This is a genomic window from Telluria mixta, assembly GCF_029223865.1.
Classification (GTDB): domain Bacteria; phylum Pseudomonadota; class Gammaproteobacteria; order Burkholderiales; family Burkholderiaceae_D; genus Telluria; species Telluria mixta.
On sequence record NZ_CP119520.1, the window covers coordinates 257,036 to 283,103 of the forward strand.

The 26,068-nt window shown below is 65.6% G+C and carries 21 protein-coding genes and 1 pseudogene; 15 read left to right on the forward strand and 7 right to left on the reverse strand.

From position 1 onward, the window contains the following. The first annotated feature begins 65 nt into the window (after nt 1-65). From P0M04_RS01175 to P0M04_RS01190, 4 genes are read left to right on the forward strand one after another with little or no spacing between them, the layout of a single operon-like run. Nucleotides 66-2,327: a family 1 glycosylhydrolase gene (locus P0M04_RS01175; protein WP_259452320.1), complete on the forward strand. Its 2,262-nt coding sequence runs from the start codon at nt 66-68 to the stop codon at nt 2,325-2,327. 53 nt (nt 2,328-2,380) lie between these two features. Continuing rightward, entirely contained in the window at nt 2,381-4,162 is a 1,782-nt protein-coding gene (locus tag P0M04_RS01180) for a cation:proton antiporter domain-containing protein (RefSeq protein WP_259452319.1), read from the forward strand. A gap of 35 nt (nt 4,163-4,197) precedes the next feature. Beyond that, nucleotides 4,198-5,466, forward strand: a complete 1,269-nt coding sequence (locus tag P0M04_RS01185) for a CaiB/BaiF CoA transferase family protein (RefSeq protein WP_259452318.1) — start codon at nt 4,198-4,200, stop codon at nt 5,464-5,466. Further along, entirely contained in the window at nt 5,463-6,335 is an 873-nt protein-coding gene (locus tag P0M04_RS01190) for an MORN repeat-containing protein (RefSeq protein WP_259452317.1), read from the forward strand. Before P0M04_RS01185 ends, P0M04_RS01190 begins: the two co-directional genes overlap by 4 nt. 34 nt (nt 6,336-6,369) lie before the next feature. Here the strand turns inward: P0M04_RS01190 and P0M04_RS01195 are convergent, their stop codons facing one another. The 5 genes from P0M04_RS01195 to P0M04_RS01215 all read right to left on the reverse strand — a co-directional run bounded on the left by P0M04_RS01195 (nt 6,370) and on the right by P0M04_RS01215 (nt 9,349). Then, nucleotides 6,370-6,690 carry a hypothetical protein gene (locus P0M04_RS01195; RefSeq protein WP_259452316.1) on the reverse strand — a complete coding sequence of 107 codons (321 nt, stop codon included), beginning with the start codon at nt 6,688-6,690 and terminating at the stop codon, nt 6,370-6,372. A 148-nt stretch (nt 6,691-6,838) separates the two neighbouring features. Beyond that, nucleotides 6,839-7,717: a hypothetical protein gene (locus tag P0M04_RS01200; RefSeq protein WP_259452315.1), complete on the reverse strand. Its 879-nt coding sequence runs from the start codon at nt 7,715-7,717 to the stop codon at nt 6,839-6,841. A 17-nt stretch (nt 7,718-7,734) separates the two neighbouring features. Beyond that, nucleotides 7,735-8,517 (reverse strand): hypothetical protein, encoded by a 783-nt coding sequence (locus P0M04_RS01205; RefSeq protein ID WP_259452314.1) that lies wholly within the window; start codon nt 8,515-8,517, stop codon nt 7,735-7,737. After that, complete coding sequence (locus tag P0M04_RS01210; RefSeq protein ID WP_259452313.1) at nt 8,514-9,029, reverse strand: hypothetical protein; 516 nt, start codon at nt 9,027-9,029, stop codon at nt 8,514-8,516. Before P0M04_RS01210 ends, P0M04_RS01205 begins: the two co-directional genes overlap by 4 nt. Nucleotides 9,030-9,058: 29 nt before the next feature. Next, nucleotides 9,059-9,349, reverse strand: a complete 291-nt coding sequence (locus P0M04_RS01215; protein ID WP_258851283.1) for a DnaJ domain-containing protein — start codon at nt 9,347-9,349, stop codon at nt 9,059-9,061. 204 nt (nt 9,350-9,553) lie between these two features. On the opposite strand from P0M04_RS01215, the gene P0M04_RS01220 reads away from it, so the two are divergent. The 7 genes from P0M04_RS01220 to P0M04_RS01250 all read left to right on the forward strand — a co-directional run bounded on the left by P0M04_RS01220 (nt 9,554) and on the right by P0M04_RS01250 (nt 20,751). After that, entirely contained in the window at nt 9,554-11,302 is a 1,749-nt protein-coding gene (locus tag P0M04_RS01220; protein WP_259452312.1) for a glutamine--tRNA ligase/YqeY domain fusion protein, read from the forward strand. Between the two features lie 236 nt (nt 11,303-11,538). After that, the gene (locus P0M04_RS01225) at nt 11,539-13,329 is read left to right on the forward strand and encodes a sensor histidine kinase (RefSeq protein WP_281042317.1); all 1,791 of its coding nucleotides are present in this window, start codon (nt 11,539-11,541) and stop codon (nt 13,327-13,329) included. Between the two features lie 319 nt (nt 13,330-13,648). Continuing rightward, nucleotides 13,649-14,434 carry a glycine-rich domain-containing protein gene (locus P0M04_RS01230; RefSeq protein WP_307727394.1) on the forward strand — a complete coding sequence of 262 codons (786 nt, stop codon included), beginning with the start codon at nt 13,649-13,651 and terminating at the stop codon, nt 14,432-14,434. A 222-nt stretch (nt 14,435-14,656) separates the two neighbouring features. Next, nucleotides 14,657-16,510: a sensor histidine kinase gene (locus P0M04_RS01235; RefSeq protein WP_281042319.1), complete on the forward strand. Its 1,854-nt coding sequence runs from the start codon at nt 14,657-14,659 to the stop codon at nt 16,508-16,510. A 305-nt stretch (nt 16,511-16,815) separates the two neighbouring features. Further along, on the forward strand, nt 16,816-17,697 hold the full coding sequence (locus P0M04_RS01240; RefSeq protein WP_281042322.1) for a glycine-rich domain-containing protein: 882 nt from the start codon (nt 16,816-16,818) through the stop codon (nt 17,695-17,697). Between the two features lie 267 nt (nt 17,698-17,964). Continuing rightward, nucleotides 17,965-19,818: a sensor histidine kinase gene (locus tag P0M04_RS01245; protein WP_281042324.1), complete on the forward strand. Its 1,854-nt coding sequence runs from the start codon at nt 17,965-17,967 to the stop codon at nt 19,816-19,818. Nucleotides 19,819-20,025: 207 nt separating this feature from the next. Then, nucleotides 20,026-20,751, forward strand: coding sequence for a glycine-rich domain-containing protein (locus P0M04_RS01250; protein ID WP_281042326.1), 726 nt, complete (start codon nt 20,026-20,028; stop codon nt 20,749-20,751). Nucleotides 20,752-20,804: 53 nt separating this feature from the next. Here P0M04_RS01250 and P0M04_RS01255 read toward each other — a convergent pair whose 3' ends face one another. Next, nucleotides 20,805-21,077 carry a hypothetical protein gene (locus P0M04_RS01255; RefSeq protein ID WP_259449132.1) on the reverse strand — a complete coding sequence of 91 codons (273 nt, stop codon included), beginning with the start codon at nt 21,075-21,077 and terminating at the stop codon, nt 20,805-20,807. A 146-nt stretch (nt 21,078-21,223) separates the two neighbouring features. Continuing rightward, a complete protein-coding gene (locus tag P0M04_RS01260) occupies nt 21,224-22,105 on the reverse strand; it encodes an NAD-dependent epimerase/dehydratase family protein (protein WP_259449131.1) in 882 nt (293 codons plus the stop codon). A gap of 11 nt (nt 22,106-22,116) precedes the next feature. Between P0M04_RS01260 and P0M04_RS01265 the strand changes: the two genes are divergently transcribed. The 4 genes and pseudogenes from P0M04_RS01265 to P0M04_RS01280 all read left to right on the forward strand — a co-directional run bounded on the left by P0M04_RS01265 (nt 22,117) and on the right by P0M04_RS01280 (nt 26,031). Continuing rightward, on the forward strand, nt 22,117-23,145 hold the full coding sequence (locus P0M04_RS01265) for a CDP-6-deoxy-delta-3,4-glucoseen reductase (RefSeq protein WP_259449130.1): 1,029 nt from the start codon (nt 22,117-22,119) through the stop codon (nt 23,143-23,145). Between the two features lie 119 nt (nt 23,146-23,264). Further along, nucleotides 23,265-24,008, forward strand: coding sequence for a methyltransferase domain-containing protein (locus P0M04_RS01270; RefSeq protein WP_259449129.1), 744 nt, complete (start codon nt 23,265-23,267; stop codon nt 24,006-24,008). Nucleotides 24,009-24,086: 78 nt separating this feature from the next. Beyond that, nucleotides 24,087-25,348 (forward strand): annotated as a pseudogene (locus P0M04_RS01275) (MFS transporter). Further along, nucleotides 25,348-26,031, forward strand: a complete 684-nt coding sequence (locus P0M04_RS01280; RefSeq protein ID WP_259449127.1) for a DUF1345 domain-containing protein — start codon at nt 25,348-25,350, stop codon at nt 26,029-26,031. Before P0M04_RS01275 ends, P0M04_RS01280 begins: the two are co-directional and overlap by 1 nt. Nucleotides 26,032-26,068 lie beyond the last annotated feature (37 nt).

Here is a 26,068-nt window from a genome sequence, read left to right on the forward strand (position 1 = left end):
TTTTTTGCCAGTTCGGGGCCATGCTGGATTTTTTGTTGCAATAAAACTAACAACATTGGTGAATTATGGATTCTACGAAGAGCACGAACAGCCACGCCCGCCCTCTCGAACTGTGGGGCGGCCTCGAATGCACCGTCAACCGCGTCCGCGACGATTACTTCCACCAGCTCGACCGTAACGGCCACGCCACCCGGGCCGACGACATCGACCGTTTCGCCTCCCTCGGCATCCGCGCCATCCGCTACCCCATCCTGTGGGAGCGCACCGCACCGGACGGCATCCATGCCGCCGACTGGAGCTGGCCCGACGAGCGCCTGAATGCACTCCGCGCCCACGGTGTCACACCGATCGCCGGCCTGATCCACCACGGCAGCGGCCCACGCCACACGAGCCTCGTCGACCCCGCGTTCGCGGAGCAGCTGGCGGAATACGCCGGCGCCGTGGCCGCGCGCTATCCATGGATCGAGTACTACACCCCCGTCAACGAACCGTGCACGACGGCGCGCTTCGCGGGCCTGTACGGCGTGTGGTATCCGCACGGCCGCGACGACCGCACGTTCGTGCAGGCCCTGCTGAACCAGTGCCGCGCCGTGGTCCTCTCGATGCGCGCCATCCGCGCCGTCAACCCGAACGCGAAACTCGTGCAGACCGACGACCTGGGCAAGACCTACAGCACGCCCGAGATGGCCAAAGTCGCCGAGTTCTACAACGAGCGCCGCTGGCTCGCGTGGGACCTGCTGTGCGGCATGGTCGGTCCCGAGCACGCGCTGTGGTCGTATCTGACGAAGACCGGGATTCCGGCCGAGGAGTTCCTGTGGTTCCGCGACAACCCGTGCCCGCCGGACGTCATCGGCGTCAATTACTACGTCACGAGCGAGCGCTGGCTCGACCACCGTCCGGATCGCTATCCGGCGCACCACCGCGGCGTGGCCGACGGCATCCCGTGCGCCGACATCGAAGCCTCGCGCGCGCTCGCGACGCCCACGGCCGGCATCGCCCCGCTGCTGCATGAGATCTGGGACCGGTACCATATCCCGCTCGCCGTCACCGAAGCCCACATCGACGCCAACCGCGAAGATCAATTGCGCTGGCTGCTGGAGATCTGGGAAGCGGGCAAGGAAGTGCGCGCGAACGGTGTCGACCTGCGCGCCGTCACCGTCTGGTCGCTGCTGGGCTCGTTCGACTGGAACAGCCTCGTCACCTGCAACAACGGTTATTACGAGCCGGGCCCGTTCGACGTGCGCGCGCCGGAACCCCGTGCGACTGCCGTCGCGCGCATGATGCGGGAACTGTCTGCCGGCGCGCCACTGTCGCACCCGGTGCTGCGCGGCCAGGGCTGGTGGCGCCGGCCGGGCCGCTGGCTGTGCACGCCCGTCGCGACACCCGATGCGCTGACGTCGATCACGGCCGACGGCCACACGCTCGTCGGCAAGGATGCCGCACCGATTCTCATCACCGGTGCGACGGGCACGCTGGGCCGCGCGTTCGCCCGCATCTGCCGCAAGCGCAACCTCGCGTACCGCCTGCTGTCGCGTCAGGACATGGACATCACGGATCCGGCCTCCGTCGACCGCGCGCTCGATACATACCGGCCCTGGGCCGTCGTCAACACGGCCGGCTACGTGCGCGTGGACGATGCCGAGCGCGACGCGGAGCGCTGCTTCCGCGAGAACGCGATCGGCCCGGCGATCCTGGCCGCCGCCTGCGCCCGCCACGGCGTGCACCTGACGACGTTCTCCAGCGACCTCGTGTTCGACGGCGCACTGGACCGGCCGTACGTCGAGAGCGACACCGTCGCCCCGCTCAACGTCTACGGCCGCAGCAAGGCCGAGGCCGAGCTGCGCGTGCAGGACAAGCACCCGGGCGCCCTCGTCGTGCGCACGAGCGCCTTCTTCGGCCCATGGGACAAGTACAACTTCGTCACGCTGGCGCTGCAGGCGCTGGAGCGTGGCGAACCGTTCCGCGCCGCGCGCGACATGGCCGTGTCACCGACCTACGTGCCCGACCTCGTGCATGCCTGCCTCGACCTCGCGATCGACGGCGAGTCCGGTGTCTGGCACCTGGCCAACGTCGGCACGCTGACGTGGGCCGAGCTGGCCGAACAGGCGGCCGCGCGGGCCGGTGTGGATGCGAGCCGGCTGGAAGCCGTGTCGACGGAGTCGTACGGCTTCGCGGCGGCGCGGCCGCGCTTCACGGGGCTGCACAGCGAACGGGGGATCCTGCTGCCGTCGCTGGACCATGCGCTGGGGCGCTATCTGGAACTGCGCAACGAGATCGACCAGGAGATGGAGGAAGTGATCCTCATGGCGGAGAGTCGGCAGGCATAAAGGCGGGGCGCGTTAGAATTGCCGGGGTGACCATCCGATAAAGGTTCTACCCCGTGCAAGAGCAACACGCCTTCCCCTTCCTGCGCGAAATCCTGCTGTTCCTCGCCCTTGCCGGCATCCTGATCCCGCTGCTGCAGCGCCTGCGCATCAACCAGGTGCTGGGCTTCCTCGCCGTCGGCGCCCTCCTCGGCCCGTTCGGGCTCGGGCGCATGGCGCAGGATTTCGCCCCGCTCGGGCTGTTCACCTTTCCCAACAACGACAACGTCGCCATGCTGGCCGAGCTGGGCGTGCTGTTCCTCATGTTCATGATCGGCCTGGAGCTCTCGGCCGCGCGCCTGTGGGCCATGCGGCGCTGGGTGTTCGGCACCGGCAGCGCGCAGGTCGTGCTGTGCGCGGCGCTGATCGGCGGCGCGGCGTATCTGTTCCTCGACCGCCGGCTCGATGCGGCGCTCGTGCTGGGCCTCGTGCTGTCGCTGTCGTCGACGGCCGTCGTGATGCAGTTGCTGGCCGAGAGCCAGCGCACCGCGAGTCCCCTCGGCCAGGCCGCGTTCGCCGTGCTGATGCTGCAGGACCTGGCCGTCGTGCCGATCCTGATCCTGATCGGGGCGCTCGGCAACAATGACGGTGACGGCGCGAACGTGGCGGTAATCGCCCTGCTCGCGATGGCCAAGGCGGCCATCGCCATCGCCCTCATCTACCTCATCGGCGGCAAGGTCGTGCACCCGCTGTTCCGTGCGTTTGCCCGCCACCGCCAGCCGGACGTGTTCATGGCCCTGATCCTGCTGTCGACATTCGGCATCGCCGCGCTGTCGCACCTGGCCGGCCTGTCGATGGCGCTGGGCGCGCTGATCGCGGGCCTCCTCCTCGCCGAAACGGAATTCAAGCACGAGGTCGAGCTGATGGTCGAACCGTTCAAGGGCCTGCTCATGGGGCTGTTCTTCATGACAGTCGGCATGGGCATGGACGCGCTGCAGATCCTGCACGCGCCGCTGTGGCTCGCGTGCGCGGTATCCGGCCTCGTGCTGTTGAAGGGCCTCGTCATCACGCCGCTGCTGCGCCTCGGCGGCCTGCCGTGGGGCCGCGCGATCGAAGGCGGCCTGCTGCTGGGCCAGGGCGGCGAATTCGCGTTCATCGTGATCGGCTACGCGGTCGCGTCGAAGCTGCTGGACGGCGCCCTCGGCGCGCGCGTGATGCTGGCCGTCGGCCTGTCGCTGTTCATCACGCCGCTGCTGGCGCGGATCGGGCATGCGATCGGCGAGCGCTCGGCCGCGGAAGCCCAGGGCGCCGCGGCGCACCTCGCCGACGACGAACTCGAAGCGGCACGGGGCCGCGTGATCATCGCCGGTTTCGGACGCGTGGGCCAGCAACTGGCCAAGCTGCTCGCTGCCCAGGAGATCCGCTACGTCGCGTTCGAGAACGATGCGAAGCTCGTGTCGAAGCTGCACGCCGACGGGGTGCCGGTTTTTTTCGGCAACGCGGCGCGCCCGGAACTGCTGCGCCGCGTGCATGCGGACGAAGCGCCCGCGATCGTGCTGACGATGGACCATCCCGCATCGGCCATGCAGGCCGTGCGCGGCATCCGGCGCGAGTTCCCGCACGTGCAGCTGTATGCGCGCTCGCGCGACGAAAAACATGCGCGCGCCCTCAAGCGGGCCGGCGCCAACGTCGTCGTGCCGGAAACGCTGGAAGCGAGCCTGCAGCTGTCGGCCTTCGTGCTCGAAGGGATGGGACTCGACGAGCGCATGGTCGACGACATCGTCGACCGCGAGCGCGATGCGTTCGCCGCCGCGCTGGACGATGCCCGCGAGCGGGAGCGCGACGAACGCGACGTATAATCCGCGCCGAGAACAACTCATCAATCGGAGACAAGATGGCAGTTAATCCGAACGGACCACACGAAGGTCCGGACAATCGCCTGCAGGGCGCGCTGGGCCACATCCGCGTGCTCGACCTGTCGCGCGTGCTGGCCGGGCCGTGGTGCTCGCAGAATCTCGCCGACCTCGGCGCCGACATCATCAAGATCGAGCGCCCGGGCGCCGGCGACGATACGCGCGCCTGGGGGCCGCCGTACGCGCCCGACGCCGAAGGCCGGCCCACTACCGAAGCCGCCTACTACCTGTCGGCGAACCGCGGCAAGCGTTCCCTGACGGTCGACATCGCGAGCGGGCCAGGCCAGGCACTGCTGCGCGAACTGGTGCGCCATTGCGATGTCGTGATCGAGAACTTCAAGGTCGGCCACCTCAAGCGCTACGGCCTCGATTACGACACGCTGAAAGCCATCAAGCCGGACCTCGTGTACTGCTCGATCACGGGCTTCGGCCAGGACGGACCGTACGCGCACCGCGCCGGCTACGACTTCCTGATCCAGGGCATGGGCGGGCTGATGTCCGTGACGGGCGAGCGCGATGACCTGCCGGGTGGCGGTCCGCAGAAAGTGGGCGTCGCGCTGACGGACCTGATGACGGGCATGTACGCGACCGTCGCCGTGCTCGCCGCGCTGACCCACCGCGACCGCACCGGCGAAGGCCAGCACATCGACATGGCCCTGCTGGACACGCAGGTCGCGATGCTGGCGAACGTCGGCAGCAATTACCTGGCCAGCGGCAAGCGGCCGAAGCGCTGGGGCAATGCGCACGCCAACATCGTGCCGTACCAGACGTTCGCGTGCAGCGACGGCCACATCATCGTCGCCGCCGGCAACGACGGCCAGTACCAGAAATTCGTCGAAGCGGGCGGACGCCCGGAACTGGCGCGCGATCCGCGCTTCGCGACGAACCCGATGCGCGTGCAGAACCGCGACGTGCTCGTGCCCCTGCTCGCGGACATGGTGCGAGAGCGGCCGCGCGCGGAATGGATCGCGATGCTGGAAGCCGTGGGTGTGCCGTGCGGTCCGATCAACGACCTGGACGAGGTGTTCGCCAACGAGCAGGTCCGCGCGCGCGGCATGGAGATCGCGCTGCCGCATCCGACCGCCGGACAGGTGAAACTGGTGCGCAGCCCGATGCGCATGTCGGCCACACCGGCGACGAGCGCCAAGGCGCCGCCGCTGCTGGGCGAGCACACGGAGGAAGTCCTGCGCGACGTGCTGGGCAAGAGCGATGAAGAGATCGCTGCGCTGCGCGCGGGCGGGGTCGTATGAAGACCGCGGCCGCGTTGCTGCTCCTCGTGCTTGGGGCGCCGGCGCCTCTGCTGGCGCAGGTCGAAGGCGAGCTGCGCTTTCCGGACGGCACGCTGTACAAGGGCACGCTCAAAGATGGCGTTCCCGACGGGCGGGGCTATTTCCAGTACCCGAGCGGCACGCAATACGAAGGCGAAGTGCGGATGGGCGAGCGCACCGGCATGGGCGAAGCCTTGTACGCCAACGGCAACGATTACAAGGGCGAGTTCAGGAACGGCCGCCCCGACGGCACCGGCACGATGGCCTGGATACTCGGCGGGCGCTACGAGGGCGGCTGGAAGGATGGCGAGCCGAGTGGGCCGGGCAAGATCGTTTACGCGGGCAGCCCGGGGCGCGAAGTGGCCGTGCAGGACGGACGCGAACCGGGCCGGGAGCGCCCTGCCGCCCTGGACCCGTCATATACGGTCAAGCGGGATCACGCGAGCGTGGGCACGATGCTCCGGCGCGACGCGGCGCGCAATATCCCGGTACCGCCTGACCGGAGCTACAAGGAATTGTCGCCGGAACAGAAGGCAGAGGTCGCCCGGTGGTATCCGGCACTGGCGCCGGGGGACGAGCCGCCGTATCCCGTCAAGGGCCCCGCCGAGTTCTACAAGGCGATGGCGCGCGTCGTCAGCAAGACGCTCGAGCAAGGCGAAATCACCGTGTACGTGCTGGTCGGTACGGACGGCAAGGCACGCAGCGTCAGGGCAATCGGCCTGGACGACCCCGAAGCACGCAAGATCGTCGCGACGGTGGCCGGCCTCGTCCAGTACAAGCCCGCCGTCTGCGCCGGCCAGCCGTGCGAGATGATGTATCCCTATCGCCTCAAGCTGACGCTGGAACCCTGAACGCCACGGCAAGGGCCGTGGCGGTTTCAGACAATCAGTGGATCTTGTGCTTCAGGTCCGACAGTTCGGCGTGCACGCGGGTGACGGCGGCCTCCAGGTGGGCGGGCATCGTCGGCAGCGAGCGGCTGATGCGCTTGGCTTCGTCGCCCATGTCTTCCAGGCTGTCCACGCATTGCTGGATGCGCTGCTGGTCGTTCGACTGCATCACGCTCTGCGCCTGCTTGGCTTCGCGCGACAGTTTTTCGATGCAATCGCGGATCTCGTTGGGCGCATCCTGCTGACAGGCCTGCTGGGCTTCCTGAATGGTTTGCTGAATATGAGTGAATCGCTGCTGGATTTCGTTCGCTTGCAACATGACGTACTCCTTGCATTGATGGCTCGTGTCCACATCCGCTGGGGGGATGCGGGGCTGGGACGTCATGGTAGTCCTGTTGGGAATCGGGGGGCGCACGAACCGTATTGACGAGCTCAGCGCCTCGCCCCCGAATTGCCGGATTTGATGACTACGGATACTCCGCGTCGATCTCGGAGCCCGCGTAGTTTTCGAGCTCCACGAACAGCTCCTTCAGCGGCACCTTGCCCGCGATGTTCTGCAGGAGGATGCTGTTGCGGTAGCTCTGGATGCGGTCCGCGATGATGGCCTGGTGCGGTGCCGGGATATGCGCCAGCAGCGCCGCCCAGCCCGCGTCGAAGTCCGGCTTGCCCTTGCGGACGGTCTGCACGAAGCGCTCGAATTCCTTCTGCCCCGTGCGCGCGACGATGCGTCCGCCGCCCTCGACGCCGAAGATGATCGCCAGCGCGATCACGCCTTCCGCGTTCAGGTCCGGATCCTTGACGGGGCCTTCCCAGTGGTGCCGGCGCAGCCACTGCGCGGCGCGCACGACGGCCTGCACGTCCTGGCGCTGCTTCAGCTGGCCCAGGTAGCGCTCGTAGCCGGACCACGTCTCGCCCGGATCGGCCGTGCAGATGTCGACGAACAGTTCCTTCAGGCGCCGCGCCGAGTACACGGGGTCATTGTCGAACTCCCCGATCAGAGTGTCTTCCGGCAGCGCCGCAAGTTCGCGGATCAGGCGGAAGCCCTGCTGGAACACGAACTCCGCGCCCTCGTCCAGCAGCACGTCGAGCGCGTCCAGGTCGCCCTGCGCGTCGTCCGTCTCGACCAGGTGCTCTAGCCCCAGCGACACGCAGCCGATGCTCAGGAGCTGCGCGCGCTGGATGCCTTCGGCCGTGCGGTCGTTGGTGAACTTCTCGGCCACCATCGCCGTGATGCCGGCCAGTTCGTCGGCCAGGCCGGCCGCCTCGTCGGTATTGGCATTCCCGGGAATCAGCCGGATCGCGCGGATCAGCCGGGGCAGTTTTTCGATGACGATTGCCGGCAGCATCGATGCGCTCGTCCCCGTCACGAGAAGATGTCCGTGCCCATGCTGCGGCGGCCGCTGCGGCGCTGCAGGCTGCGGACGGACGGCACCTGCTTGCGCAGGCGGTACAGCAGTTCGCGCGTGCCGCGCTGCTGGAATTCCGTCTCTTCGTCCGGATCGTCCGGCAACTCGACGTCCGCGAGGTCGGCCGTGTTGCGGTATTCCGGGAACAGTTCCAGCAGCGAACGCTGCCAGCCGTCCTCGCTGGCCTTGGCCAGGTCGACGGCGAGCGGCACGATGTCGCTGTCGGACGTCGTGTGCACGTTGATGTGCGGGCCGCGGTTGTTGATCTCGCCGGCCACTTCGAGGATCTCGCGCGGCGCCAGCGACCACACGATGGCGAACGCCGTCGCGCCGTAGTCGGTGGCCGTCGCTTCTGCCAGCAGGTCGTGGCGGCGGTCCTCGTCATCCGTCGCGTAGACGATGCCGTGGATATGGTTGAACAGGTTTTCCGCGATGCGCTCGGGGTCGTCCTCGATCATGTCGTCCGGCCAGGTGGCGGCGAGGTAGGCGAGACTTTCGGCCCACGCCTTCGGCGGCACCAGCAAGGTCGCGACCGACGTCTTGGCGCCGTCGAAGCCGGCCAGGTGCAGCGCCGTCACTTGCGGGGGGAGTGTCGACAGCACCTCGGCCACGGCGTAGTCGCCATGTTCGTCGGCAGCCTGCGACAGCGCCTCTTCGGCGTGCTGCAGCGAACCGGCCAGCACGAGTTCGCCGACCTGCTTGGTCAGCGCGGGCAGGTTGGATTTGGATTCGTCGCTCATTCGCGCTCACCTCCGTCCTGGTCGAACAGCTGGGTGAAGTCGTCGCCCGCTGCCGTTTCGTCGAGTTCCTCGTCGTCGCCCTCGTCGTCCCGGGCAAGCTGGTCGAGCGACTGGTCGTCGTCTTCCCAGCGGGCCTGGTTCTTGTACAGGAACGCCGTCACGATGGCCTGGCGCGCCAGTTCCGGATGGTTGTCGCAGATGGCGGCATACATCGCCTTGCCCTCGTCGTCGCCGTCGCAGTTGGCCATGGCAAAGACCTTCGCCGGATCGCCGCCTTCGTAGTCGTAGGCTTCGCGGATCAGGCCCTTCGGGTCCGTGAAGCGGATGCGGTCGACGAGCGCGAACGCCATCATGTTGACGTCGTCGAGGCCGTCGCCGTTGGCGTATTCGGACACGAGGGCCTGCACCATCATGTCGTAGTTCTTGCGGTTGGGCGGGTCACCCAGGGTGCCTTCGATCTGGCCTTCCAGCTCGCGCGACTGGAAGGCGAACTCCGGATGTACTTTTTTCATGATTGACTCGTATTCTGTTGGATGCGTATTCAGGCGGGGAGGTTCACGCCGTTGAGGGCGAAGACGGAGCGCCACAATTCGAACGCCTCGCTTTCGGCGTCGAGCACGATGCGGTGGTTCACGCTCTGGTCGTATTCGGCGCGCTTGACGGGGTCGGACAGGACTTCGTACGCCTTCGTGACGGCCTTGAAGCGCGCTTCCGCGCCCGGCGCCTGGTTGCGGTCCGGGTGGTAGCGCATGGCGAGCGAGCGATAGACCTTCTTGATGTCGTCGTCGCTGGCATTCGGCGCGACGCCGAGGATCGCGTATAAATTTTCCACTTGGAACTCTCCGGCTGTAGCCGAAAAAACATTAAACCGAGATTATCCTATAGAAAGCGCCAACTTGACAGGCCGCTGCCCGGGACACTGTCACCCAGTATGCGGATGGCCCTCCACACGGACCGTGCGCTTGACCACATAGCGGCCCGGATGGCGTCTTCTACGGTAAAATGCCGGGAATCATACCCATTCAAGATAGGCTTCATGAGTAACGACAAGAACGCTGCGGCGGCCACCCCGTCGCCGAATTTTGTCCGCGCGATCGTCGAATCCGACCTCGCCGCGGGCACCCACACGCGTGCCGGCATGCCGTCCGTGATCACGCGCTTCCCGCCGGAGCCGAACGGTTACCTGCACGTGGGTCATGCCAAATCGATCTGCCTGAACTTCGGCCTGGCACGCGACTACCAGGGCCGCTGCCACCTCCGTTTCGACGATACGAATCCGGAAAAGGAAGACCAGGAATACGTCGACACGATCATGGACAGCGTCAAGTGGCTGGGCTTCACGTGGGAGCAAGGCGGGCAGGAATTCCTGCACTACGCCAGCGACTACTTCGACCAGCTGTACGCGATGGCCGAATACCTGATCCAGAACGGTAAAGCTTACGTCGACAGCCAGAGCGCCGAAGACATGTCGCGCAACCGCGGCAACTTCGGTACGCCGGGCACGAACTCGCCGTTCCGCGACCGCCCCGTCGAGGAATCGCTGCAGATCTTCCGCGACATGAAGGCCGGCAAGTACAAGGATGGCGAACACGTGCTGCGCGCGAAGATGAGCGAGGACGCGATGGCATCGCCCATCATGACGAACCGCGACCCGGCCCTGTACCGCATCCGCCACGCGCATCACCACCGCACGGGCGACACGTGGTGCATCTACCCGATGTACGACTTCACGCACCCGATCTCGGACGCGCTGGAAAACATCACGCATTCGCTGTGCACCCTGGAATTCCAGGATCACCGCCCGTTCTACGACTGGCTCGTGGAGACGCTGGCCGAAGGCGGCTTCTTCGAACGCCCGGTGCCGCGCCAGTACGAATTCGCGCGCCTGAACCTGACCTATGTCGTCACCTCCAAGCGCAAGCTGCGCCAGCTGGTCGACACGGGCGTCGTGAACGGCTGGGACGATCCGCGCATGCCCACCATCGTCGGCCTGCGCCGCCGCGGCTACACGCCCGAATCCATCCAGCTGTTCTGCGAGCGCATCGGCGTCTCCAAGGCCGACGGCTGGATCGACATGAGCACCCTGGAAGGCGCCCTGCGCGACGACCTCGACCCGAAGGCGCCGCGCGCCGTGGCCGTGCTGCGTCCGCTGAAGCTCATCGTCGACAACTTCCCGGAAGGCGAAACGGTCGAGTGCAGCGCGCCCGTCCATCCGCACCATCCGGAATGGGGCACGCGTTCGTTCCCGTTCTCGCGCGAACTGTGGATCGAGCAGGAAGACTTCATGGAAGTGCCGACCAAGGGCTACCACCGCTTCTACCCGCCCATCGACGACAAGCCCGGCTCGCGCGTGCGCCTGAAATACGGCTTCGTGACCGAGTGCACCGGGTTCGACAAGGACGAGAACGGCAATGTCGTCGCTGTGCACGTGAACTATTTCCCGGACTCGAAATCGGGCACGCCGGGCGCGGACAACTACAAGGTCAAGGGCAACATCACCTGGGTCAGCGCGCCCCACGCCCTGGAAGCCGAGGTGCGCCTGTACGACCGCCTGTTCCTCGACCCGCAACCGGACGGCGGCGGCAAGGACTTCATGAGCGTGCTCAATCCGAACGCGCTGGAAGTCGTCACCGCGTACCTGGAGCCGGGCCTGGCCAAGGCCGAGGCCGACCAGCGCTTCCAGTTCGAGCGCCACGGCTATTTCGTCGCCGACCGCGTGGACTCGGTGCCGGGCAAGCCCGTGTTCAACCGCGTCACTACGCTCAAGGACAGCTGGGGCAAGTAACACACCTTTGATCTAGCTCAAAAGCCCGGTTCAGCGATGAATCGGGCTTTTTCGTTTCTTCACTCGGAATCCATTCTCGTTCCCGATCGGCAACTGATCGTTCTGCTAGGTTCATCGGGCGCGCAGGCACAGTAAGTTGTAATAAATCAACAACGGCGTGCCGCCCGCGGAACCTGATGTCGACGACGCTGAGAGACGCCTTTTCCGTGACCCGGTTCTCATTCTGGACCGGGGTCATGCTGTCGACGCTGGTCGGCAGCGTGCTCTACGTCGTCACCGCGCGCTCGATCGAAAGCGATGTGCAGGAGCGTTTCGTGCGTCATGCGAAATATGCGCAGTCCGTGATCAGCATGCGCATCAAGTCGTACACGGACCTGCTGCGCGGCGCCGCGAGCGTGCTGCAGAGCGGCGACACGATCAGCCACCGCCAGTTCCACGACTATGTGCAGGGGCTGCAGCTGGCCAGGAACTATCCGGCCGTGGACACGCTGAACTTCGCGACCTGGGTGCCCGACGAGCGACGCCCGGCGTTCGAGAGGGAATTCACGAGGGAGCTGCAGGAATTCCTCGGCCCGGCGGCGCGCCCCGCCATCACGCCGCCGGGCATCCGCCCCGGCTACCTCGTCATGAACTATATCGAGCCGGACGCCAGGAACACGCGGCTGTACGGCCTCGACCTGATGGCCAACCCATATTTCCGCACGCAGCTCGCCCAATCGCGCGACGACGGCAAGCTGCGCGCGTCCGGCCGGCCGATCGCGGCCCTGTCGACGCCCAACGACAACCATCTGGGCATGCGCCTGCCGGTGTACCGGCACGGATCGCTGCTGACCAGCACGGAACAGCGCCACGCGGCCTATCTCGGCTCGCTCGGCATCGCGTTCAGCCTGCCCAAGTTGCTGCACGGCGTGATGGAAGAGATGCCGATCTCGGGCGTGCGTATGACCCTGTTCGACATCGGCCCGCGCGAAGTGATCGGAAACGATACGACGACCTGGCCCAAGATGCTGTTCGACAGCCGCGCCAGCGACCGCAACCCGGCGCCTCCGCTCGACGGCGGCGCCGACATGTTCACGGCGACCCTGCCGCTCGATTTCAACGGGCGCCCATGGCAGACCGTCTACAGCGTGCCGAAAGCCCGGCTCTACACGGATTTCGACGGGTATTATCCGAAGCTCATGATGGCGTTCGGCTTCCTCGGTTCGGTCCTCCTGTACGCCCTGCTGCACATGCTGACCTCGTCGCGCCGCGCCGCCCTCGCGCTCGCGCAGGAGATGACGAGCGAACTGCGCGAGAGCCAGACCAAGCTGCAGCTGTCGCACCAGAAGCTCAGGCGCCTGGCCGACCACGCGTACCAGATCAAGGAAATTGAGCGCAAGCGCATCGCGCGCGAAATCCACGACGACCTGGGCCAGAGCCTGCTCGCGCTGCGCATCGAGGCCGAGCTGCTGGCCGGACGCACGAAAGGCACGCACAGCCACCTGCACAAGCGCGCGCGCACCACGCTGCTGCAGATCGACACGACGATCAAGAGCGTGCGCCAGATCATCAACGACCTGCGGCCGACCGTGCTCGACCTCGGGCTGTCGGCCGCCGTCGAGTGGCAGGTCGACCAGTTCCAGAAGCGCACGGGCATCCAGTGCGACATCCGCGACGACCATGGCGAGATCGCCCTGCCCGACCACTGCGCCACGGCCTTCTTCCGCATCCTGCAGGAATCGCTCACGAACATTGTCCGCCACGCCAACGCCACGCACGTGAAGGTGGAGCTGCGGCTGCATGGCAACTGGCTGTCGCTGACGGTGCGCGACAACGGTTGCGGCCTGCCGCCCGGCGGGCGCAACAAATACGGTTCGTTCGGCCTGGTCGGCATCGAGGAGCGCATCGTCATCCTCGGCGGCACCTGTGCCGTGTTCAGCGAGCCGGACGGCGGCACGACCGTGATGGTATCGGCGCCCGTCGTCGGCGGGCCTGAACAGCCTGTTCTCGCGCAGCAGCAAGTCGGCTCGGGTTCGGCCGTCATCTAACCTTTCCCGTCGCAGCGAGCCTCGCCGTCCTCCCGGACGATGCCTGCGCACGCCCATTCCCCTAGGGTATCGCTACTTCATAAATTAAAATTCATATAGCGTTCTGAGCAACAAATGTTGTTTCTTTGACAAATATCAATATCTCGATAGATTGCCTCAACTACATTGATTACGTGTAAGGCGCACTGACGAACCCAGCAACTCGTTGGCAGATGTCATCACGAACCTTGAGGAAATACTGTCCAGCGCTGGCCCGACAAGCCAACACAACCACAACTAGGGAAAGCAGTCACAACGAGATCTTCAACAACGAATGAGGATGAACAACATGAACGCCAACAACCTGTTTAACGCCGTGATGCAACTCGACCTGGAGCCGATCAAGACGAAGCTGATGCACGTGGAGTCGGGCGAAGGCTGGAGCCTGGACAAGGCCAATGCCGTGGAAAAGGAATATCGCCGCTTTCTGTGCCTGATGAAAATGTATCCGGATGAATCCATCGCGCCCCTGGTCGATGTGGACACGTTCTGGCACTACCACATCCTCGACACGATGAAGTACGCGGTCGACTGCGAGCAGGCGTTCGGCTACTTCGTCCATCATTACCCGTATGTCGGCCTGCGCGGCGGGGATGACGAGCAGTTCCGCATCGACAGCGGCGAACGCATGCAGAGCCTGTACGAGGCCACGTTCGGCGAAGCCTATCCGGCGACGGACGCCGCGGCCTATTGCGCCGGCCCCTGGGACCAGCCGCAGGCACGCGGCGCCAAGCCGATCAGGATTGCCACCGCCTACTGCGCCGGTCCGTGGGACAACCAGGGCGCGGGCGCCGGCCGGGCCGCGACGGCCTACTGCGCCGGTCCGTGGGACAAACCGCACGCGCACAACGCCGTCAACACCGCCACCGCGTACTGCGCGGGACCATGGGACAAGGGCAGCGGCACCGCCTACTGTGCCGGTCCGTGGGACAAGAAGAAGGCGCTCGCACAGGCCGCAACGGCCTACTGCGCGGGCCCGTGGGACAAACGGGTGCCGGGCGCGGTCAATGCCGACACGGCCTACTGCGCCGGTCCGTGGCGTCCGGCTGCCGCGCTGAACATCTGACGACAGCCGCGTGCAGGCACGCCCGCCCCGATGTGAGGGCGGGCTTTTCATTGCTATGCCGGCGGCCGGCACCTGTAAAGCCGTCCATGCAATAACAGCGATATCTTTGAAGCATATCAATAACTACGTCGATTGCCCCAACTATATTGACCACGTGCAACAAGCGTCGGCAAACCACTTTTGAGCTGCGACGCACGGCAGACAGGTGCAGATGGGATTTTCATGGCAACAACGCTGAGAGACGCGTTTTCGGTCACCCGATACTCGTTCTGGGTCGGTGCACTGCTGTCCTCGCTGGTCGGCAGCGTGCTGTACCTGGTCACGGCACGCTCGATCGAGAGCGACGCGGAGACCCGCTTCGTCAGCCATGCCCGCCACGCGCAAAGCGTCATCAATGTGCGCGTGAAATCGTACACGGACCTGCTGCGTGCCACGGGCAGCATGATCCAGAGTACCGACGTGCTGACCTACCAGAATTTCCATGAGTTCGCGCGCGGACTGGATCTGGCACAGCATTTCCCCGCGGTCGATTACATCAATTATGCGGTGTACGTGCCCCACGAGCGGCGCGACGGTGTCGTCGCGGACTTGCGCAAGAACGTGTCGCGCATCTTCGGCAGACCGGTTGACGTGGATATATCGCCGCCGGGCGACCGGTCCTCCTACCTCGTGGTCGCCTTCGTCGAACCCGCACCGCCGGGTGCGCGTTACTATGGCGTCGACCTGATGGCCAACCGCTATTTCGGCAGCCAGCTGATCGAAGAGCGGGACCGCGGCGTGATCTTTTCGGCAGGCACCCCGATCCAGGTGCTGTCCCAGCCGAACAATATCTACCTGGGCATGCGGATGCCGGTCTATCGCGGCGCGGGCCCGATCAATACGGTCGAGCAACGCCGCGCCGCTTATGTGGGCTCCCTCGGCATCGCTTTCAGCGTCCGCAAACTCCTGCACGGCGTCATGGACGAGATCCCCATCGCCGGGCTGCGCATGACGCTGTACGACGTCGGCCCGGGCCTGGACGCGCAGGGCCGCGATGCATCCGACAAATTACTCACCCTGTTCGACAGCCGCGGCACCTCGGCCAACCCGACACCGGCGCTCGAAACCGGCGACGACGTGTTCACGACGACCCTGCCGCTCGATTTCAACGGCCGCCTGTGGAAGACCGTCTACAGCGTGCACAAGTCCGCGCTGTACACGGAGTTCGACACCTATTATCCGAAGCTGATGATGGCGTTCGGGTTCCTCGGCTCGATTTTGCTGTACGCCCTGCTGCATACGCTGACCTCGTCGCGTCGCGCCGCCCTCGCGCTCGCGCAGGAAATGACGAGCGAACTGCGCGAGAGCCAGACGAAGCTGCAGCTGTCGCACCAGAAGCTCAGGCGCCTCGCCGACCACGCATACCAGATCAAGGAGATGGAACGCAAGCGCATCGCGCGCGAAATCCACGACGACCTGGGCCAGAGCCTGCTCGCGCTGCGCATCGAGGCCGAGCTGCTGGCCGGACGCACGAAGGGCACGCACAGCCACCTGCACAAGCGCGCCCGCGCCACGCTGCTGCAGATCGATACGACGATCAAGAGCGTGCGCCAGATCATCAACGACCTGCGGCCGACCGTGCTCGACCTGGGCCTGTCGGCCGCCGTCGAGTGGCAGGTCAACCAGTTCCAGCGGCAAACCGGCATCCAGTGCGAAATCCGCGACGACCATGGCGAGATCGCCCTGCCGGACCACTGCGCCACGGCCTTCTTCCGCATCCTGCAGGAATCGCTCACGAACATTGTCCGCCACGCCAATGCGACGCACACGAAGGTGGAGCTGCGCCTGCACGGCGGCTGGCTGTCGCTGACGGTGCGCGACAACGGTTGCGGCCTGCCGCCCGGCGGGCGCAACAAATACGGTTCGTTCGGCCTGGTCGGCATCGAGGAGCGCATCGTCATCCTCGGCGGCACCTGTGCCGTGTTCAGCGAGCCGGACGGCGGCACGACCGTGATGGTATCGGCGCCCGTCATCGGACCTGAACAGCCTGTTCTCACGCAGCAGCAGGAACACGGTTCAGGCTCGGCCGTGATCTGACCCTCCACTTCCCCCTTTCCACGTCTTTCTCATGCCTGCAGGCTATGCCCTGTACATGGCACTACTACGTCTTTTACATTCATACCTAGACTTTTAAGCAACGAATGTTGCTTATTTGACAAATATCAATAACTTAACGAATTATTTCATTTACATTGATCACGTGTAAGGCGCTGCGGGAAATGCATAAAAAGTTGTCCGCCGTCATCACATGCATTAAGGAAATATTGTTCGTCGACAGTCGATTCACCGCTCACAACGACAACTAGGGATAGCAGTATTCAACCAACAACATGAGGATGACAATGAACACCAACGACCTGCTCAAAGCCGTGATGCAACTCGACCTGGAACCGATCAAGACAAAACTGATGCACGTGGAATCCGGCGAAGGCTGGAGCCTGGAAAAGGCCAATGCCGTCGAAAAGGAATATCGCCGCTTCCTGTGCCTGATGAAACTGTATCCGGAAGAAGACACGGCACCGCTCGTCGACGTCGACACGTTCTGGCACTACCACATCCTCGACACGATGAAATACGCCAAGGATTGCGAGCAGGCGTTCGGCTACTTCCTGCACCACTATCCGTACGTCGGCATGCGCGGCGACGACGACGACCAGTTCCGCCTCGACAGCGGCGAGCGCATGCGTGAACTGTACGAAGCCACTTTCGGCGAAGATTATCCAGGCGCCCCGGTCGAAGCCGCAGCGTCGCCGGTTTCCGGGGACGCCGCCGGCAACGGGACCGCATGGTGCGCCGGTCCGCGCATCGACGCCGCCGCCGGCAATGGCACCGCCTGGTGCGCCGGTCCGCGCGTCGAGGCCGCCTCCGGCAGCGGCACCGCGTGGTGCGCCGGTCCGCGCGTCGAGGCCGCCTCCGGCAACGGCACCGCATGGTGCGCCGGTCCGCGCGTCGAGGCGCAGGCAAAGCGCGCGGAAGGTGCCATCAGTGCCGGCACCGCATGGTGCGCCGGTCCGCGGCTCGAAGTACGGGCCAAGGGTACGCAAGCCGCCAGCGGCGTCGCGACGGCATGGTGCGCAGGCCCGCGCGTCGAGGCAAAAGTCAGATCCGGGGAAGGCGCCGTCAGCGCCGCCACGGCATGGTGTGCAGGTCCGCGTGCGGGCGGTGCCATCGGCGCCGCCACCGCATGGTGCGCCGGCCCGCGTGGGGCGTCCCGCGCCGCGTGAGGTAAGCAGACGCTACCTCGTCCCGCAGTCCTCCTGGCGCGGCCGCCTTCACCAGGCAGCGCCAGCCTGACCCGTCCGTCATCCGCGGACGGATTTTTTTGGCTCATACCATCGCCTTCCCTCGAAACAGCATAACCATCTTGCGTTCCGCGCCAGCGTCAACTGTTCGAACTGCCAGGTTCGCGACACATTATAATACGCGTAAGTTGCAAATAATTAACAATGCATAACCGGCGTGCGCCGAAGAGATGTGGAGATGGGATTTTCATGGCGACGACGCTGAGAGACGCTTTTTCGGTCACCCGCCTCTCGTTCTGGGCCGGCGCACTGCTGTCGTCACTGGTCGGCAGCCTCCTGTACATCGTGACGGCGCACTCGATCGAAGGCGACGCCGAGACGCGTTTCGTCAACCATGCCAGGCACGCGCAGAGCGTGATCAGCGTACGCGTCAAGTCATACACGGACCTGCTCCGCGCCGCGGGCAGCATGCTGCAGAGTACGGACATCATGACGCACCGCCGGTTCCACGAATACGTGCGGGGACTGGATTTGCCGCGCAATTATCCGGCGGTCGACAGCATGAATTTCGCGGCCTGGGTCACCGAGTCCGACCGCGTCGCCTTCATGGATGACCTGCGCGAGGAAATGCAACGCCATCTCGGCAAGGACGTGCAACTCGAGATCTCGCCGCCGGGTCTCCGCCCCTATTATCTGGCGATGGCCTACTTCGAACCCGACCCGAAGAACCCCGCGCTCTACGGCATCGACCTGGCCACCAATCGCTACTTCAGCAGGCAATTGATGGAGTCGCGCGACCAGGGCACGCTGTACGCGTCCGGCACGCCGATCCCGGCGTTGTCCACCCCGAACAACATCTACCTCGGGATGCGCGCACCGATCTACCGCTTCGGCATGCCGGTCAACGACGTCGAACAACGCCGTGCGGCCTATGTCGGTTCGCTCGGGATCGCATTCAACCTGCCCAAGCTGCTGAACGGCGTCATCGACGAGGTCCCGATCAAGGGCCTGCGCATGACCTTGTACGATATCGGCGCCGGCATGGATGCCGCCGGCCGCGATGTCACCGGACGCCCGCTCGCGCTGTTCGACAGCCGCGGCACGACCCGCGATCCGACGCCGGCACTCGACAGCGGCGACGACGTATTCACGACCACGCTGCCGCTCGATTTCAACGGCCGGCCCTGGAAGACCATCTACAGCGTGCACAAGTCCGCGCTATACACGGAGTTCGACACCTATTATCCGAAGCTGATGATGGCGTTCGGGTTCCTCGGCTCGATTTTGCTGTACGCCCTGCTGCATACGCTGACCTCGTCGCGCCGCGCCGCCCTCTCGCTCGCGCAGGAAATGACGAGCGAACTGCGCGAGAGCCAGACCAAGCTGCAGCTGTCGCACCAGAAGCTCAGGCGCCTGGCCGACCACGCGTACCAGATCAAGGAAATTGAACGCAAGCGCATCGCGCGCGAAATCCACGACGACCTGGGCCAGAGCCTGCTCGCGCTGCGCATCGAGGCCGAGCTGCTGGCCGGACGCACGAAAGGCACGCACAGCCACCTGCACAAGCGCGCCCGCGCCACGCTGCTGCAGATCGACGCGACGATCAAGAGCGTGCGCCAGATCATCAACGACCTGCGGCCGACCGTGCTCGACCTCGGGCTGTCGGCCGCCGTCGAGTGGCAGGTCAACCAGTTCCAGCGGCGCACGGGCATCCAGTGCGAGATCCAGGACGACCATGGCGAGATCGCCCTGCCGGACCACTGCGCCACGGCCTTCTTCCGCATCCTGCAGGAATCGCTCACGAACATCGTCCGCCACGCCAACGCCACGCGTGTGAAGGTGGAGCTGCGCCTGCACGGCGGCTGGCTGTCGCTGACGGTGCGCGACAACGGTTGCGGCCTGCCGCCCGGCGGGCGCAACAAATACGGTTCGTTCGGCCTGGTCGGCATCGAGGAGCGCATCGTCATCCTCGGCGGCACCTGTGCCGTATTCAGCGAGCCGGACGGCGGCACGACCGTGATGGTATCGGCGCCCGTCGTCGGCGGCCCCGAGCCCACCTTCTCCCAGGAGCAGGAGCACAGTGCCGGCTCGGCTGTCATCTGAATGAATCGGCCTACTCTGCCTTTCCCATTCTGTACAGCGCCTAAAGCAATAAACGTTATGTAATTGACAAATATCAATAAGTCGCTAAATTGCCTCAAGTACATTGAGCGGGTGTAAGACGCGTCTCTAAAAAATATTAGCGCAGCAGCCGATACACCACGTCCAACACTAGGGCTAGCAGCACTCAACCATTCAACGAGGATGACCATGAACACCAACGACCTGTTCAAAGCCGTGATGCAACTCGACCTGGAACCGATCAAGACGAAACTGATGCACGTGGAATCCGGCGAAGGCTGGAGCCTGGAAAAGGCCAATGCCGTCGAAAAGGAATACCGCCGCTTCCTGTGCCTGATGAAACTGTATCCGGAAGAAGACACGGCACCGCTCGTCGACGTCGACACGTTCTGGCACTACCACATCCTCGACACGATGAAATACGCCAAGGATTGCGAGCAGGCGTTCGGCTACTTCCTGCACCACTATCCGTACGTCGGCATGCGCGGCGACGACGACGAACAGTTCCGCCTCGACAGCGGCGAGCGCATGCGTGAACTGTACGTAGCCACCTTCGGCGAAGCCTACCCCGGCACGGCCAGCGCGGCGCAGCAGGACGCCGCCTTCTGCGCCGGCCCCCGCGAACAGGCAACGGCATTTTGCGCCGGTCCGCACAAGCAGGCGACGGCGTTCTGCGCAGGCCCGCACAAGCAGGAGACGGCGTTTTGTGCCGGCCCACACAAACAGGCGACCGCGTTCTGCGCCGGTCCGCGCACGACACAGGACAGCGCGGTCAAGGCCGATACCGCTTTCTGCGCCGGTCCGCACGCCAGCGACGTGGCGTTCTGCGCCGGTCCGCACAAGGCAGCGACGGCATTCTGCGCCGGCCCGCACACGGCGATGAAGGCGGCAAACGCCGCTGCAACGGCCGCCTGAGCAGTCGCTCCAGTCCGATCCGCCCCACCCGGGCGGATTGTTTTACTGTCGGCTCAGGCCAGGCCGGCGCCCGCGGCTGCGCCGTCCGTCCGCACCATCAGCGCACGCAGTTCGCGGATGCTGTAATCGGACACCTCGTGCATGCGCAGCAGGATGGTCGCGCCGATCGGCAGGGTGTTGTGGCGGATCTTGCTGATCACGGGCGGCGCCACTTCCAGCAGGCGCGACAGCGCGGCGTCGTTCTTGAGCTTGAGTTTATTGATGATGGCGTCGAGCACCCGGTTCGGGTCGTACTCGGCGCCCTCGGGTATGCGTCTGATGGGCATGTTTTTCTTTCGCTTGTGACATCCATGGGAAATTTTCCACAACCCATAGTGGGTTATGGAAAATCAGCCAGTTTCGGGAAATATAAGTTCTTTGTGTGGTCGCTCTACGGCGTACCCGAATGATACATGGATTAGTTGCGAAATGCTTAAGACGCCCTTATGCCGTCGCCCACGTGCGGATAGCGCAGCCGGGCTCGCAGTTCCTTGCCGAGGCGGCGGTTGTCCAGCTGGCGCGATTCCGACATGAACGACAGCAGCATGGGCGAGACGGCCTTCTCCAGCTCGGCGCGCGCGAGACGCGGCGGCCGGGCGAGGCCGAATGCGTCGGCCACGAGATCGAAATAATCCCCCATCTTCATGCGCGTGTCGTCGGACGCGTTGTAGACGCGCCCCGGCCATGCGCGGAACAGCGCCAGCGCGCACAGCCGCGCCAGGTCGTCCGCGTGGATGTGGTTCGTGTACACGTCGTCCGCACCCGCCAGTGCCGGCGTGCCGCGCTGCAGCCGTTCGATGGGCAGGCGGTCCGCCGCATAGATGCCGGGCGCGCGCAGGATCGCCACCTTGCCCCCGCTCGCCACGGCCCACGCACGCAGCACGCGTTCGGCGTCCACTCGGCGCCGCGCACGCGCATTGCGCGGGGCGACGGGCGTCGTCTCCGGGGTTGCCGCGCCGCCGCGGTCGCCGTAGACGCCCGTGGTGCTGACATAAACCACCCGCGCGCCGTCGGGTAGAATGGCGGTCAAATTGCGCGTGCGCAAATCGAGCGCGCCGTCCTGCTGTGGCGGCGCAAGATGAACGACCCGCTGCGCCAATCCGGCCAGCCGCTTCATTGTCCCGGGCCGGTCGAGGTCGGCCACGATGGGAATGGCGCCGGCCGCACGCAGTTCTGCGCACCGCGCTGGTTGACTCGTCACGGCGAACACGCGAAAACGCTCGCGCACCAGCGGCAGCAGACGCATGCCGACGTCGCCGCAGCCTACGATCAGGAGGCGCGGCTTGTTGAACCTGACATTGTTTTTTGTATCCATTCGAGGATTGTATGACGTTTCAGATCACTGTCCAGCCCAGCGGCCACCACTACGACTGCGAGGCCGACGAAACCGTGCTCGCTGCCGCGATCCGCTCCGGCATCGGCCTGCCTTACGGCTGCAAGAACGGCGCCTGCGGTTCCTGCAAGGGCAAGGTCGTCGAAGGCACGATCCACCACAAGCCGCACCAGGCACGCGCCCTGACCGACCAGGAAAAGCTGCAGGGTCTCGCCCTGATGTGCTGTGCCGTCCCCGAGGGCGACGTCGTGATCGAAGCGCGCGAAGTGGGCGGCAGCAGCGAGTACCCGGTGCGCAAGATGCCGACCCGCGTCACCGCCATCCGCCGCGCCGCGCCGGACGTCGCCATCCTCACCTTGCAGCTGCCGGCCAACGAAGCCCTCGCCTACCGCGCCGGCCAGTACATCGAGTTCATGCTCAAGGACGGCAAGCGCCGCGCCTACAGCATCGCCAGCGCACCGTCGCTGGGCGGCCCGATCGAGCTGCACATCCGCCACCTGCCGGGCGGGGTGTTCACCGACCAGGTCTTCTCGACGATGAAGGAGCGCGACATCCTGCGCTTCGAAGGCCCGCTGGGCACGTTCTTCCTGCGCGAAGATTCCAGCAAGCCGATCGTGCTGCTGGCCTCCGGCACCGGCTTCGCCCCGGTCAAGGCGCTCGTCGAGCACATGATCCACCTGAAGTCGGAACGTCCCGTCGCGCTGTACTGGGGCGGACGCCGGCCGCAGGACCTGTACATGCACGAGCTGTGCGAACAGTGGGCGCGCGAGCTGCCCCACTTCACGTACGTGCCCGTCATCTCGGACGCGCAGCCGGAAGACGCCTGGACCGGCCGCACCGGCTTCGTCCACGCGGCGGTGATGCAGGACATTCCCGACCTGTCGAACCACCAGGTGTATGCGTGCGGCGCGCCGATCATGGTCGATTCCGCGCGGCGCGACTACGTCGACCAGTGCGGCCTGCCGGCCGACGAGTTCTACGCCGACGCCTTCACGACGGAGGCGGACCTGGCGCAGCCCTGATGTCCCGGCGGGGTGCACATGCAGACGCGATTCCTGTATATCTCGACAAGGATTTGCGGTATGTTCCCGTTTGCCCCGGCCGCGCCGGCCGGTTCCCAAACAAGAAAGGGTCCAACAACATGCATAAGACGCTCCGCCGTGCCCCTGTCCTGCTCGCCCTGTCGGCTGCCTTGCTGACGGGCACTCTCCCCGCCCACGCTGCCGACCAGGCCGGCAACAACTGGCAAACCGTCCTCGCCAGCCCGCTCCGTACCGACGACGACCGCAAGGGCGACGAACACCGCAAATCCGCCGAGTTCCTGACGTTCGCCCAGGTGAAGCCGGGCATGAAGGTGCTCGACGTGTCGTCCGGCGGCGGCGCCACCGCGGCCCTGCTGACGGCGGCCGTGGGCAGCAAGGGCGAAGTCTGGGCCCAGAACGCCAAGCCGAACGCCAAGCTCGACGCGCGCCTGGGCCAGGCCACGCTGCCGAACCTGCACGCCGTCGTGGCGGACTTCAACGATCCGGTCCCGAAAGGCACGCCGCCACTGGACCTCATCACGATCAACATGTCGTACCACGACATCGTCAACACGCCGGCCGACCGCGCCGCGCTGAACAAGCGCCTGTACGACGCCCTCAAGCCGGGCGGCCACCTCGTCATCATCGACAACGCGGCCAGGAAGGGCAGCGGCCTCACGGCCACGAAGACGCTGCACCGCATCGACGAGGACGCGGTCGTCGACGAGGTGACGAAGGCCGGCTTCAAGGTCGACGCCCGCAGCGACTACCTGCGCGCGCCGTCCGATCCGCGCGAGCAGCCGTTCTTCGAAATGAAGGGCGCGCCGGACGACAAGTTCGCGATCCGGTTCGTCAAGAAGTAAAGCCGCTGTCAAGACAGCGCATTGCGCGGACATCAGGCACAATGAGGGTTGCATTCCCGCCATTCCCTCTCCCAACCTATGTCCGTGCTTTCTCCGACAGGCCGCCTGGCCGTCCTGCGCAACCGTAACGTCTCCTTCTACCTGTCCTCGCGTTTCCTCGGCACGCTCGCCGTCCAGATGCAGAGCGTGGCCATCGGCTGGCAGGTCTACCAGATCACGCACAGCCTGTTCGACCTCGGCCTCATCGGCCTCGCCCAATTCGCACCGTTCCTCGTCCTGATCCTGTGGGCCGGCCACGTGGCCGACACGCACAACCGCCGCAAGATCGTCATCGCCTGCATGGCCACGCAGCTGCTGTGCAGCCTGCTGCTCGTCGCGTTCACGCTCTCGGGCAGCAAGACCATATGGCCCGTGTACGCCGTGCTCGTGCTGTTCGGCAGCGCGCGCGCCTTCATGCAGCCGGCGTCGCAGGCCGTGCTGCGCAACCTCGTCTCCACGAAGGATTTCTCGCAGGCCGTCGCGCTGAGCTCGTCGACGTTCCAGGTGTCCGTGATCGCCGGCCCGGTGCTGGGCGGCCTGCTGTACGTGTTCGGGCCGAACGTCGTGTATGCCGTGTCGAGCACGCTGCTCGTCATCGCCGTGCTGCTGATGTCCGGCACGAAGAGCGCGCCGCAGGCGATGAACAAGGCCCCCGTCAGCTGGCACACGCTGCTGGAAGGCCTGCGCTTCGTGTGGTCGCGGCCGATCGTGCTGGGTGCGATCTCGCTCGACCTGTTCGCCGTGCTGTTCGGCGGCGCCACCGCCCTGCTGCCCGCCTACGCCCATGATGTGCTGCATGCCGGGCCCACGAGCCTGGGCCTGCTGCGGACGGCACCCGGCGCCGGCGCCACCTTGTGCTCGATCGCGCTGGCGTTCTGGCCCATCACGCGCAAGGTCGGCCCGTGGATGTTCGGCGGCGTTGCCCTGTTCGGCGCGGCCACCGTGACGATGGGCCTGACGCACAGCTTTTATGTCGCCCTCGTCGCGCTGTTCCTGCTGGGCGCGGGCGACATGGTCAGCGTCTACATCCGCCACCTGCTCGTGCAGTACGAGACGCCGGACGAGATCCGCGGCCGCGTCAGCGCCGTGAACGCCGTGTTCATCGGCGCCTCCAACGAACTGGGCGAATTCGAATCGGGCCTCACCGCGAGCTGGTTCGGCCTCGTGCGCGCGATCGTGTTCGGGGCGTCGCCACGCTCGTCGTCACCGGCACGTGGATGAAGCTGTTCCCCGTGCTGTCGCGCATGGACCGCTTCCCGCACCACGACGCCGAACGGGCGGCCAAGGCCGGGGCCACGTGATGGAAGAGCGGCCCGCGCACCAACAGCCCAACTTCCTGCTGCGCTTCATCCGCAGCCGCCCCTACCTGCTGGGCGCGCTGGTGCTCGGCGTGGCGGTCGGGATTCTCGTTCCCGAGCGGTACAACGAGCTGCGGCGTGCGCTGATCGGCTGGAACAGCGGCGTCTGGGCTTACCTGCTGGCGATGGCGTGGACGATGTTCCGCGCCGACCACAGCCGCGTGCGCGCGATCGCCGAAAAGCAGGACGAGAGCGGCGGCGCCGTGCTGGGCGCCGTCGTCGTCGGCGCGATCCTCAGCGTGTACGCCATCGTGACGGAACTGGCGAACATGAAGGAAGCGTCCGAGCACATGAAGGCGCTGCACTACGGATTCACGGCATTGACCGTGATCGGCTCCTGGCTGCTGGTCGGCGTCATGTACTGCCTCCACTACGCGCACATCTACTACACGGCCAGCAAGCACACGCTCCCGCTCGAATTCCCCGACCAGCACACGCAGCCGAATTACTGGGACTTCCTGTACTTCTCGTTCACTTTGTCCGTCGCCGTGCAGACGTCGGACGTGACGGTCAAGACGCGCGCCATGCGCAAGCTCGTGCTGGGTCACTGCGTGCTGGCGTTCTTCTTCAACCTGGTCATCCTCGGCCTGTCGGTGAACATCGCGGCGAGCCTCGTGAACACCTGAGTGCGCGTGCGGGACGCCGGGTTTTCTCCGGAGCGGG